We start from the raw sequence: 12948 nt of genomic DNA on the forward strand, positions 1-12948 counted from the left end.
AGGCTTTTTAATTCATAGAAGCTTATTCTTTATTCTCGTCCTCGTTAGCTTTCTTATCCTTTATTGAGGTTGTCACCTTTGGCTCTGCTGGTCCAGGGAGTACCTCCTTGTTCAGTTCCCGATTTTCCTGCCGTATCCGCTGGGTCTGCTGCTCCCGTCGTGCACGGATATTTTTGCGGGCAAACCAAACGATGGCTAAAATAATGCCCGCACCGATTAGAATCGGCAATGCGCCTGCAAGAATTACAAAAATCCACTGAAACATAACAGATAGTGCGTTCAGGCTTCCTTTTAAAGCATCCGATGCCCGTTCTAGCAATGGACCTTGCTCTGCCTTTTCCTTCACGGCTAAGCTCTCATCCGTCTGGTACACTCTAAGCTCTACCGTTGAAAAGGATACGTTCTGATCTATATATCGCATTCTGCCTTTGATCTGCTCAATCGTTTCTTGAATCGAACCAAGCTCGTTTGCAAAGGCGACCAGATCACTTGATTTCGTTGCTTTTTTCATAAACTCTGTGTATTGAGCTTCCATTAACTGCTTTGCCTTTAGACGCGACTCCAGATCAACATACTCCTCCGAGACATCCTGACCTTGAATACTGCGCTGTAGCGATTCGTGTTTTACTTTTTCCAAATTATTCAGAAAAGGAGAGAACCCGGAGGCAGGCACCTTAAGGATAAACGTCCCTCCTTGCTCATATTGCGACATGTTTTCGTTAAACTCTATAATATATCCTTTAGCCATCGTTACCATGTTGCGGATTTCAGTCTGAGCTTTACCGTAATCTTCTACTTCCATAGTCAGATTGGCATGATAGATTAGCTTCTTGTTCAATCCTTCCACGACATCACTGCCTGTGAATCCCGCGTTCCCTTGATCCGTGTTCTCTGATGTCAAACCTTTTTCAACTGGGGCTTCGTTGCCTCCCGCTGCTGTCTCAGCTTCTGCTGAGGTGCTCTTATCCGCTAATGTAGCTTTCGAAGATTGCTCAGTGGTTGCTGCAGCAGAATTACTCGTATTTCCGCCGTCACCAGCTAATTTGTCTGCCGCCGAATTGTTATCACCCGAGCCACAACCTGCCAATACCACCGCAAGAATTAATAAACATAAGTAATGCAGACCCCATTTGCGCATTCTCATTCCTCCAAAAGTGTAGTGGTTATCCCTAGCATTGTAACGTTACGGAATGTCATGTTCTGTACAGATCTCTTCCGTCTCTCATTTCTATAACGCCCCAAAACTTGGAAGGTTGCACTGGAATATGGAATTTCGGTAAATTTCTTTTGGTTTTTCTTGTTGAATACACAAAAAGCCGCATTTCTGCGGCTCTTATTGGACATATTTTTGATGTGGGAGGGTGACCCGAAAGTTAAAGAACTCATTTGCTTACAAACTCATTATTTGGTACAATTACCACGTCTAACCTAGTAAAAAAAGCCAAATACCCTCTATTCATAATGAATGAGGGCGTGACACGGCTTTGTTGAGACAAGCTCCACCTTGCTGAACAGAGCCGTTCATTGAATGATACTATCAATTACTATAAGGGGAGGTGAACCCTCATGGCAAAAGACGTAGTTTGTGAAGTTAACTCCTGCACCCACTGGGCAGAAGAGAACAAATGCAGCGCTGAATCGATCTTCGTAGCTTTCCACAGCTCCCAAGAACCAAAACGCGCAGAAGAAACAGATTGCAAAACTTTCGAAAGTAAATAAGTAAATGCCTGAAGGGACCCTCCACGGTTCCTTCTTTTTCTTTTTCATTCTAACAAGATTGAGAATTATTATCAAGTAGCTGATTATAAAAAAATAAGTGAACTAAAAAGCCAGGGTAAATTACCCTGGCTCTAATTTATTTATGTCTATTTTGATGCAATAACCCCTGACTTTTCCCTCGCAATAGCAGCAGCGCTTACCATGTTACGTAGTGCATCCTCTGTCTCCTGCCAGCCACGTGTTTTCAGACCGCAATCCGGATTAATCCAGAACTGTTCAGGGTCCAGCACCCGCAGCGCACGATCGATATTCGCCGTCATTTCTTCTACAGCCGGAACCCGCGGGCTATGGATGTCATACACTCCAAGACCGATTCCTTTATCATAGGCCTGCTCCTCAAAGCTGATAATCAGCTCCCCATGGCTACGTGAAGTCTCAATGGAGATTACATCAGCATCCATAGCCGATATGGAATCGATCATGTCATTGAATTCGCTATAGCACATATGCGTATGAATTTGTGTCGTAGCCTTCACATGGTTCGTAGCAACGCGGAACGACTTCACTGCCCAGTTCAGGTAATGCTCACGGTCTTCTGCCTTAAGCGGAAGTCCTTCACGTATAGCCGGCTCATCCACTTGAATCATTTCGATGCCTGCATCTTCCAACGCTTTTACTTCATGGCGAAGGGCAAGAGCAATTTGATTGGCTACCTCTTCCCGGCTGAGATCATCACGTACAAATGACCAATTGAGGATAGTTACAGGACCCGTCAACATTCCTTTAACCGGAAGCTTCGTCAACGATTGTGCATAGACACTTTCTTTAACAGTCATAGGCTGTATAAATGCAACATCCGCGTAGATCACCGGTGGCTTAACGCAACGGGAACCGTAGGATTGAACCCAGCCATTACTAGTAAACAAGTATCCGTCCAGCTTTTCTCCGAAAAACTCCACCATATCTGTACGCTCGAACTCACCGTGGACCAGAACATCCAGACCTAGCTTTTCTTGGAAGGTAATTGCATCCGCGATCTGCTCACGAACAAATCCATCATAACGCTCCTGATTCCAGACCCCTTTACGCCATTTCAATCTCGCCTGACGCACTTCTACTGTCTGCGGGAAGCTACCAATTGTAGTGGTTGGCAGAAGTGGAAGCTGCCATTTCTCTTGCTGCACCTTTAAGCGTTCAGCAAAAGGCAAACTGCGTTGGTCAGGCAAAGCTGCAAGTGCAAGCACTTGCTCCGCCACATCCTTACGGCCACGCTCAGGTAGTGCGCGGAATGCTGCAATAGCTTCACGACTAGCGGCCAGCGCTGCTTTAGAAGCTTCTACTTTATCTGCGAGGGCTGCTCCGAGCAGACTAAGCTCTGCAAGCTTCTCATCGGCAAAAGCTAACGCATTCTTAACAGTCGCCTTCAGCTTCACCTCACCTTGAACGGTGACTGGGACATGCAGCAGACTGCAAGAAGGCTGAAGAATAAGACGATCAAGCGGCACATGAACGCTGAGCTTTTCTACCAGTTGCAGCTTAGCGTCTAAATCGGAACGCCAGATGTTCCGTCCATCAATAATTCCGGCACCCAGCCATTTGTCCTTCGGCCAACCAAGACGTTCGATAGAAGCCAGATTCGCTCCACCATCGTGCACAAAGTCAAGACCCAAGCCTTGAACAGGCAACTCTAGCAGTGCCTCCAACGGTTCAGCAGCTTCGAAATACGTCTGTAAAATAATATTCAAGCCCGGCACGGAGCCGGCAATTTCTGTGTATATCGAGTTAAGCAGTGTTAATTCTTCTTTACTTATGCCTGTAACAATCGCTGGCTCATCGATTTGTACCCAGCTTACCCCTTCTTGCTTCAGTTCCTGTAGCAGTTGAACATAGACTGGAACAAAACGTGCAGCAATCTTGGCGATATCTGCCGCTGCGTAACCTTTGGACAGCTTAAGGAAGGTATACAGACCTAAAAGTACCGGTTTACCTTCAATCCCTGCCTGCGATTTAGCAAAACGATAAGCCGCTAGAGGTTTATTTTCAGTCAAGCGTGGTGTTTGTGTGCCGATCTCTGGAACGATATAGTGATAGTTCGTATTAAACCATTTGGTCATCTCACAGGCAGTAGCCTCAGCATTACCACGAGCCATTGCAAAATAAAGATCAAGCCCGATGTCGCCGCCATCATACGTGTACCGTGGAGGTACAATTCCAAACATAACAGCCGTATCCAACACATGGTCATAAAAAGTAAAATCATTTACCGGAATAAGCTCAATTCCTGCCTCTTGCTGGGTCTTCAAATGCTGCAGCTGAATTGCTGCCATTTCGGAGCGGAATTGCTCCTCATTTATTTTCCCCTGCCAGTAGGCTTCCAGTGTCTTTTTCCACTCGCGGTTCTTTCCGATTCTCGGATATCCAAGATTGCTTACTTTTACTTTATTCGTCATCTCGATACACTCCCTCTTCCATCTCTTATTTCAAACTCCAAAGCTACTTGCTTTCCTATAAAAAAGAGCGCCCTTCCCTAAAAAAGTCAAAGGGAAAGACGCCCATGATATACCCATGGTTAACGTCTAACACCTCCCTATCTTCCGTAGGTGAAGCAGTGCTGTTGAAACAGGCAGGTCTCCTGGCTAGCGGCGTCAACATCTTGAGCAGTCTTCCCAGCAGTAGTAAATTGCCAGTGACCTCTGTTGCTCGAGATTCTTCCGTTACAGTGGCGGGACCGCATCGGCTTCGAACCGAATTTCCCTATTAAGCCTACCGAATTACTATTTTCCGGTCAGCACCTGTCTCCGATATCATTCATCATTTGAGTGTCTTAATCTGATGTCATCATACGTGAAAGCCCCAGCAATCTGCAATAGATTACTGGGGCTTCTGTTATATCGATTCCTTATAACGGACTTAGAAAAATACGAAATATACTACAGCAGCAAGAATTATACGGTATATAGCAAACGGTAAGAGCTTGATACGATTGATCAGTTTTAAGAAGAATCGCATCGATAACAGCGCAAATAGGAAGGCACTAATAAAGCCTGCGATAAAAAACGGCAATGCATCCATGGTGAAATATTGCCAGTTTTTCATCAGTGACAACAGACTGGCACCTGCCATGATGGGTACTGCCATAATAAACGTAAAATCAGCAGCGGCACGATGGCTCATCCCGAGGAGTACGCCACCAGAAATCGTCGAGCCCGAGCGTGAAAATCCAGGCCATAACGAAAAACACTGTACAAGACCTACACCAAGTGCCTGTTTGTATGTAATCTGATCTACACTCTCAGTTCTGATCTTCTTCGGCCCAAACAGATCGGCAATAATCATTAATACAGCCCCAATCACTAGACCAATTAACACTGTTGAGGTAGAGAATAAATGCTCATCAATATAATCATTAAACAGAACACCTAACACACCTGCAGGCACTAACCCTACCAGAACCTGAGTCAGCTTGAGATGCCCGCCCTGCTCCAACTGCGGTAGCTCCTCTGTTACAGGATCCAACTGCTTACGGCTGAAACGCTTTAAGCCTAACAAATCAATGAACCGATTTCTAAAAATCACAACAACCGCTAATATTGAACCCAGTTGAATAACTACTTTGAAGGTATTTGCCGTATATTGTCCAAATAACTCCTGTGATTTCAGCCACATATCATCAACAATAATCATATGACCCGTGGAGGATACTGGAGCAAATTCGGTTAAACCTTCAACAAGCCCCAAAATAATGGCTTTAATAATCGTTAATAGCTCCATGTGTTTCCCTCCTTTTTAATAGTCATTTCTATTATCAGTCCTCTACCCGCTTAGCCCTCAGTGTTCATTCTCCGGCTGCGTTTGCGGAAGTACAGAAACCCAAGGATAACTAATCCGCCAGCAATTAGTACATAGACTACATTGGAGTACACATCCATGTACATGGCAATGTCTTCCCAGGATTCGCCCAATGCCGCGCCAATAAGCACAAGCAGCAAATTCCATCCCAATGTGCCAATCGTTGTGAAGATCATAAATACTCCAAATTTCATGCCCGACATTCCCGCCGGAATCGAAATCAGACTGCGGACCAGCGGAACCATCCGACAAAACAATACAGTCCAGTAGCCATATTTATCAAACCAGGCGTCAGCCTTGTGGATATCTTTTTTAGTGACGCGAATTAGGCCCCCCCAGCGTTCAACCAGTTTCTCTAACCGGCTCACATCCAATAATCGGCCAATATAATAGAGAATTACTGCACCCAGTAGTGAACCAGCCGTGGCAGCAATGATTACACCAGGGATCGTCAAGCTCGTCGTAGTCGTCATAAATCCTCCAAAGGGCAGGATCACTTCTGAAGGAATTGGTGGAAATATATTTTCAAAGGCCAGCATCAGAAAAATACCGAAGTAACCAAACTGCTCCATAAAATCTGTAATCCATGCTTGCATCTTGTTACCCCCATTTCTCATATCAAGTTCTTCTTCAGGTTGCGTAAATAGCGGCTGCGAATAAAAAAGAAGTATAGTCCTTGAACAGCCAAATATCCGAGTAACACCGCGCCTGTCTCCGTTGCGATAGATAAGTAGAACAACCGTTGAAGCGCAATAAAGGCAAACACACTGTGTAAAATAGCTATTCCGACCGGCACAAAAAACAACAAAGACAGCTGAATCGTAACTATTCGATTGAGTTCTTTATCCGTAAGCCCCATCTTGGACAAAGTGGAATATTGATTGCGATCATGATCAAGATCGGTATATAACCGGAAGTAAAGAAAGCTGCCTGCCGCAATAAAAAAGACAGTACCCACCAGCAAGGAAGCAAAAAGCATTGTGTTATACAATGTTTTCTGAAGTTCAAACAGCGTGCCGCTGATCACAATCGCATACGGAGAATCACTTTCATAGGACTGTTTGCCTTTATGGGCAAGATCAGCTGCGATACCTACCGTCTGCGGAAAATCCTCTACATAAAAACCTGTATAAAGATCCGTCTGCACGGGATCAATAGCACTGTAAAGCTCGTCACTGATCACGACACCACTAAAATCCCCGCCATCTCTACCATCCAGCTCCGGCAATAAATATTCGGCAATGGGGACTTGCTCGGTATAACCTATTTCTTTAATGGCAAGTCCTTGCTGCAAGGAATAGACCGCTTTTACTCTGCCTTCTGTTAAACTGCGATCCCGCTGCGAACCAATCATCACCAGACCTTCGTTGCCCACCAGAGCACGCTCAGCCGTTGTGAAACCTGCACGTTGCAGGGCGAGATTATAATCACTGAAAGCAATCAAGGGAAGGCGTAAAGTGCGATCGGGTCCAGTCTGAGCTTCGACCTCAGCATATTTAATCGGGATACTAAGCGCTTCATAAGGGAGTCCGTGCGTCTTGAGCTCTTCCTTAATTTCGTTCAGATGCTGATCAAAGGGTACACCCGTCTGATTTCCTTTGGCTACATAACCCACTGCTGCGGGATAATCCAATTTCAGCTCTCTGGAAAGTGTATGTATCGATGCAAATACCCCTACGGAAGTGAAGGAGACTGCGGATACAATCGTCACCATAAAAAACATTCGGCCGTTCTCTTTCCAGCGGTAGGACAAACCGGATAAAGTGATGATATTCGTACGATGCCAATACAAGCGCCGAATGTCCTTAAGCAGCTTAACCAAACAAATACTTAGCTGGGTATAAAAGAGATACGTCCCGATAACCGTAATCGCAACGACCGGAAACATGACTTTCTCTACGGAAGCAGCTTTTGCAGTAGCCGCCATATAATAACCACTGATCAGCAGTACAGCAGAAATAATAGATAATACAAAGGATACTTTGGGTTCTTCTTCTGCCTTACGCTCTCCCTGAAACAGATGCATCAGTGACTCATTGCCGATAAAAACAAAGGTGCAAAGCGATATCAGAAAAAACAATAACACGAAGCTGCAAATCGTAAGCACAAGTGCCTGCCATGGGAGATGAAAGGTTAACAGGGGAATTCCCAAAAAAGTAGATCCGATCATCAAAAATAATTTGCCCAGAAGTAACCCGAGAAGGGTACCTGTCAGGATGGCAGAGGTGCCGATCATCATATTTTCCAGAAAAACCATGGTGTTCAGCTGTCTCTTCGTCATTCCATGCATCAATAAAATTCCGAACTCCATCTTGCGCGACTGCAGGAAGGATCCAACGGATACGAGTACGAACAAAGAACAAAAGACATAAATAATTGCCTCTGCCACCATCATCGTATGAGCCGCCGTACTATAAATTAAGCTCTTTGAAATATCCGGATGGTAAATAAACAAAGCGCACACGAAAAAGATCATCACCGAAAAAGCACTGACGACAAAATAAGCGGCATATTTGCGTTTATTACGTGTTACATTCCTATAAGCGAATTGCCGAAAGGTCATGGCTGGTTCCCCCAAGCAGAGACAGCATATCAATAATACTTTGGAAGAAAGCGCCTCTATTACTGCCCTTGTACATTTCACTATAGAAACGTCCGTCTTTAATAAAGATGACCCGGTTGCAAAAGCTCGCAGCCACTGCGTCATGCGTAACCATCAGCACCGTAGCTCCTTCTCCCTTATTCACCTCTGTCAACATATTCATGACTTCCCCTGAGGCTTTGGAATCCAGATTGCCTGTGGGCTCATCCGCCAAAATTAACGCTGGACGATGAATCATCGCCCGGGCGATAGCCGCTCGCTGCATTTGTCCGCCTGAGACCTCATACGTGCGCTTCTTCAACAAATGTTCGATGCCAAGCAAGGTAGTGACCTCTTTCAGCCTGCTCTCCATCTCTGGGACACGAGCACCTGCAAGCGTCAAAGGTAATACGATGTTTTCCTCTACAGTGAGCGTATCCAGTAGATTAAAATGCTGAAAGACGAAGCCTAGCTCATGACGGCGAAAAAGCGCCTTTTCTTTTCTGCTAAGCAGATTAGGATCTCGGCCGTTGATCAGAATCTGACCGGAGGTCGGTTGGTCGATGGTGGCAAGCGTGTTGAGCAGCGTTGTTTTCCCGCTCCCGGATGGACCCATTATGCCAACAAACTCCCCCTTTTCTACAGAAAAGCGGATATGATTCAGCGCCTGAGTGGACACTTTACCCTCATATATTTTTGATAAATTATGAACATCTAGAATGGGCAAGTGTTACCTCTCCTTCTTTCGACTGGATTGCCTTCATTATACAAAGTGTACACATAGGCTGCTATTTCTGAAACTTACAATGCCCTTACACATTTGTAAGGTTTGTTATATGCTGCTCCCTAAATACAATCCGCACGGTGGTCCCGCTTCCTTCTTCGGAACGGATACTCACCTCATGTCCAAGCTTGCCGCAGATCTGCTTCACGAGATATAAACCCATCCCCGTAGATTCCTGGAAGGTTCGTCCATTCACCCCGGTAAAATAAGCATCGAACACGCGCGGCAGATCTCCTGCTGGTATGCCTACTCCTTCATCCCGGATCTCAAGCACAGTCTGCTTATCTTCCGTGACCATCCCTTGGAAATAAACATGTTTGCCCTCTTCTGTCGTATAACGTACAGCGTTCGTAATCAGCTGCGTAAGGACAAAAGTGAGCCATTTTTCATCCGTGGTTACGGTAATCTGCTCATCTATTTGTATAGCTGGAAATACTCTTTTTCGAATAAAAAGACGCTTCTGCTCAGAGGTCACACCACGTACGATGGTCTCCAAATTCAGCCGTTCCACATAAAAATCGTGCTCGAAAGTATCCAGACGGGCCGTATAAAGCACGGTATCCAGTCCTTTTTTCAGACGATCCAGTTCATCACCAATTGCCGTAAAAGGCGGACCATCCTTATCCTGAATGATCAGATGAATGACAGACAACGGCGTCTTCATGCCATGTACCCATTGATTAATAAAGTGAATATGCTCTTCTAATTTGTGGCGGTAGCTGTGCAAATCATTTTTGTAGAGGCGGAATTGCGACCCCAGTAAACCTCGCAAGCTTACGGCTAGCGGAGAATCCTGTGTAGGGCCACCTGCCTCATCGAGAGAGGAGGGCGTAGTCTCCAAACGTTCATAGAACGTGCGATTGGTGACGTAACGGTAAGCGAGGTAGCCAATCAGTAGACAAGTGCTGAGCAGCGCGGCATATAAACTTACATTCAGACCGCTGCCTCCATCCAGCCGGTACACTAATGTGATCAGGACTAGCTGGACTAGATAGACCACGATCAGGGGGAACTGTTCCCGTAAAAACAACTTCATTCCTCATCCCCCCAATTCGGAATCAAACGGTAGCCTTGACCGCGCACGGTTTGTAGTCCATCTGTGATAGCGAGAGCAGCAAGTTTTTTGCGTACACGTGTAACATATACATTTAAGGTATTTTCATCCACGAAGGCTTGATCATCCCAGATTTTTTCGAGCAGCCTGTCCCGGGTAACGACAACTCCGGACTTTTGCATCAGCTCATCCAGTATCTTGGCTTCCGTGTGGCTTAAGTCCACTTTAGCTTCGCCTCGGGTAAGGATTAGCCGCTCTACATCCAGCGTCATTCCGGCAACGTTCAGTGTGCGTTCATTATTCCCACCGGCATAGGTGCCGTAGGCGCGCCGCAGCTGACTTTTGATTTTGGCCATCGCGATTTCGTAATCAAAAGGCTTAGTGATATAATCGTCGGCTCCATTTTCCAGCGCCATTACTTGGTCCATTTTGCCATCGCGGGCAGATATAAAAAGAATAGGGCAGGTTGAAATTCCGCGAATTTGGCGGCACCAGTAATAGCCATCATATTTTGGCAAATTAACATCAAGGAGTACCAGATGTGGCGTGAACGCCTCAAACTGAGTGCGGACCCGCTCAAAATCACTCACCGCCTGCGTTTCATATCCAAACTTATGTAAATAATCCTGTAGCAAAGCCACAAGTCCACGGTCATCTTCTATAATAAATATTTTGAACATATCATGCCTCCGGTCCAGCCTTAACAATATAAGGGGGTCTGCCAAATAATATATACACCGTGCATAGGGTTAGTCAAATCGGAAGGAAGAAAAAAGAACCCATGAAGCACCTGTTTACGGCACCTTCTAGGTTCTTGGATAAGTTAGGTTTAAGGATATCAACTAGTCCCATTGTTTCTTCTGAATCCCGGCAAGAACTCTCTCTACAGGTGCCCAGCCGATAAGTTCTGGTTGGCTCCAGCCCGGAGCAGCTTGCAGATGGCAAATTTCCATGTAGTGATCTATCCTAACTATATCCCAGGCATGAATGGCCTCGCCATTCCCAAGGGCCAAAGCTACATGCCCCCAATCCTTAAGCTCACCGTCCACCAAACCTGAGCAAGCATAAAAAACAAACGCGCCAGCTGGCGGAGCCCCGGTATTCTTGTGCGCATCGTACAGCTCTGCGGATTCGCGTGCATCGCTGCCTCCCCACAATTCGATCCCATTGCTTCTTTCATATGCATCTTCAACAAAAGCAAGACAACGCAGCGGATACTCCTGCGACCCCAGTTGCACCTTAGCCCAACAAATAGCACTCTCAATTTCCTTGCCAAATTCCACGTCCATTACCAATATACATTCCTCCAAAGTACGAAATAGTGTTGAACACATCATACCTGAACCAGCTACTCATGAGCTGGTATTATATAGTTATCAATTAAACTATCCCAATTGTACCTGAGTGGTCATCTACTTCGGCCAACCATTACTTAAAAAACATAAAAAACCGTAAATGAGCATAGCTCATTACGGCTCTAACAAACTATAAATTGGTTTAAAGATGCAGGAGTGGTGGTGATAGTTAGTAGTGGTAGTGGTAGTGGTAGCGATAGCGGTAGTGGAGGACAATTTAAAGTTGATATTGCAGACGCCGAACGGTGATATCCCATCGAACATAAGCAACTTATTACTTGTTGGAGTAGCTCATCTGCGGGATTTATACCGTTCATTTAGCCATATACGCTCCATCGGCTTCATTCTACGGGATTTATACCGTACATCTGACCGTATACGCTCTATCGGCTCCATTCTACGGGATTTATACCGTACATTTGGCTATATATGCTCCATCGGCTCTATCTGCGGGATTTATACCGCTCATTTAGCCATATACGCTCCATCGGCTTCATTCTACGGGATTTATACCGTACATTTGGCTATATATGCTCCATCGGCTCTATTCTAAGGGATTTATACCGTACATTTGGCTGTAGGTGCTCCATCGGCTCTATTCTACGGGATTTATACCGCTCATTTGACTGTAGGTGCTCCATCGGCTCTATTCTACGGGATTTATACCGTACATTTGGCTATATGTGCTCCATCGGCTCTATTCTACGGGATTTATACCGTTCATTTAGCCGCAACTGCTCCACCAGCTTCATTCTTCGGGATTTATACCGTACATCTGGCCGTACGTGCTCCACCGGCTTCATTCTTCGGGATTTATACCGTACATCTGACCGTATACGCTCTATCGGCTCCATTCTACGGGATTTATACCGTACATTTGGCTATATATGCTCCATCGGCTCTATTCTAAGGGATTTATACCGTACATTTGGCTATATGTGCTCCATCGGCTCTATCTGCGGGATTTATACCGTACATTTGACAGTGTCGCGTAAATCAAAGCACTTTTGCCATTCTTTCGTGCCAAACTAGCTCATTCGAGTAAATTAAAGGCACTTTTGCCCTTCTTTCGCGTCACACTAGCTCATTCGAGTAAATCAAAGTCATTATTGCCCTTCTTTCGCGCGATACTAGCTCATTCGAGTAAATCAAAGGCAATTTCACTCTTCTTTCGCGCCACACTAGCTCATTCGAGTAAATCAAAGGCACTTTTGCCCTTCTTTCGCGCCAAACTAGCTCATTCGAGCAAATCAAAGGCAATTCTGCCCTTCTTTCGCACCACACTAGCTCATTCGTGCAAATCAAAGGCACTTCTGCCCTACTTTCGCACCAAACTAGCTCATTCGAGTAAATTAAAGGCAGTTTTGCCCTTCTTTCGCGCGATACTAAACCTTTACAGCAAAACAAGGGCATTTCTGCCCTTGTTTCACCACACCCTATAGCGCCACCGCTGAAACGACGCGTCCTCTTGTAATGTTGTATACCTCGTATGTTCCTCATTTCGCACGCTCTTTGCTTCATATGCTCAGCATTTCCACGCTCACTCCACATTTCGTATGCTCTTTGCCTCATATACTCAGCATTTCCATGCTCACTCCATATTTCG

Annotated in this window: 12 protein-coding genes and 1 riboswitch; of the genes, 3 read left to right on the top strand and 9 right to left on the bottom strand. The window is 45.5% G+C overall.

What is annotated here, in order from left to right; all coding sequences use genetic code 11:
• Window positions 1-22: 22 nt before the first annotated feature.
• Entirely contained in the window at window positions 23-1138 is a 1116-nt protein-coding gene (locus MHI25_RS22635; RefSeq protein ID WP_175619032.1) for a DUF4349 domain-containing protein, read from the bottom strand.
• A gap of 428 nt (window positions 1139-1566) precedes the next feature.
• Here MHI25_RS22635 and MHI25_RS22640 point away from each other — a divergent pair, with 428 nt between their 5' ends.
• Complete coding sequence (locus MHI25_RS22640; RefSeq protein WP_076098619.1) at window positions 1567-1719, top strand: DUF1540 domain-containing protein; 153 nt, start codon at window positions 1567-1569, stop codon at window positions 1717-1719.
• 146 nt (window positions 1720-1865) lie between these two features.
• Here the strand turns inward: MHI25_RS22640 and metE are convergent, their stop codons facing one another.
• The 8 genes from metE to MHI25_RS22680 all read right to left on the bottom strand — a co-directional run bounded on the left by metE (window position 1866) and on the right by MHI25_RS22680 (window position 11276).
• The gene (gene metE, locus MHI25_RS22645; protein ID WP_076280507.1) at window positions 1866-4169 is read right to left on the bottom strand and encodes a 5-methyltetrahydropteroyltriglutamate--homocysteine S-methyltransferase; all 2304 of its coding nucleotides are present in this window, start codon (window positions 4167-4169) and stop codon (window positions 1866-1868) included.
• 154 nt (window positions 4170-4323) lie between these two features.
• Window positions 4324-4530: riboswitch (cobalamin riboswitch) on the bottom strand.
• Between the two features lie 99 nt (window positions 4531-4629).
• Window positions 4630-5490 (bottom strand): undecaprenyl-diphosphate phosphatase, encoded by an 861-nt coding sequence (locus tag MHI25_RS22650; RefSeq protein WP_076184194.1) that lies wholly within the window; start codon window positions 5488-5490, stop codon window positions 4630-4632.
• 50 nt (window positions 5491-5540) lie between these two features.
• The gene (locus MHI25_RS22655; RefSeq protein WP_036682974.1) at window positions 5541-6164 is read right to left on the bottom strand and encodes a DedA family protein; all 624 of its coding nucleotides are present in this window, start codon (window positions 6162-6164) and stop codon (window positions 5541-5543) included.
• 17 nt (window positions 6165-6181) lie between these two features.
• Window positions 6182-8131, bottom strand: a complete 1950-nt coding sequence (locus MHI25_RS22660; protein WP_340010860.1) for an FtsX-like permease family protein — start codon at window positions 8129-8131, stop codon at window positions 6182-6184.
• Window positions 8106-8876 carry an ABC transporter ATP-binding protein gene (locus MHI25_RS22665; RefSeq protein WP_280753404.1) on the bottom strand — a complete coding sequence of 257 codons (771 nt, stop codon included), beginning with the start codon at window positions 8874-8876 and terminating at the stop codon, window positions 8106-8108. The genes MHI25_RS22660 and MHI25_RS22665 overlap by 26 nt, the downstream gene beginning before the upstream one ends.
• An 85-nt stretch (window positions 8877-8961) precedes the next feature.
• Complete coding sequence (locus tag MHI25_RS22670) at window positions 8962-9969, bottom strand: sensor histidine kinase (RefSeq protein ID WP_340394352.1); 1008 nt, start codon at window positions 9967-9969, stop codon at window positions 8962-8964.
• Window positions 9966-10667 (bottom strand): response regulator transcription factor, encoded by a 702-nt coding sequence (locus MHI25_RS22675; RefSeq protein ID WP_340394354.1) that lies wholly within the window; start codon window positions 10665-10667, stop codon window positions 9966-9968. Before MHI25_RS22675 ends, MHI25_RS22670 begins: the two co-directional genes overlap by 4 nt.
• Before the next feature lie 162 nt (window positions 10668-10829).
• A complete protein-coding gene (locus MHI25_RS22680; RefSeq protein ID WP_340395700.1) occupies window positions 10830-11276 on the bottom strand; it encodes an NlpC/P60 family protein in 447 nt (148 codons plus the stop codon).
• Window positions 11277-11517: 241 nt separating this feature from the next.
• On the opposite strand from MHI25_RS22680, the gene MHI25_RS22685 reads away from it, so the two are divergent.
• Entirely contained in the window at window positions 11518-11895 is a 378-nt protein-coding gene (locus tag MHI25_RS22685; protein WP_340394355.1) for a hypothetical protein, read from the top strand.
• Window positions 11896-11913: 18 nt separating this feature from the next.
• Window positions 11914-12252: a hypothetical protein gene (locus MHI25_RS22690; protein ID WP_340394356.1), complete on the top strand. Its 339-nt coding sequence runs from the start codon at window positions 11914-11916 to the stop codon at window positions 12250-12252.
• The last annotated feature ends 696 nt before the right edge of the window (window positions 12253-12948 follow it).

This window comes from Paenibacillus sp. FSL E2-0177 (genome assembly GCF_037992975.1).
Classification (GTDB): Bacteria; Bacillota; Bacilli; order Paenibacillales; family Paenibacillaceae; genus Paenibacillus_AQ; species Paenibacillus_AQ odorifer.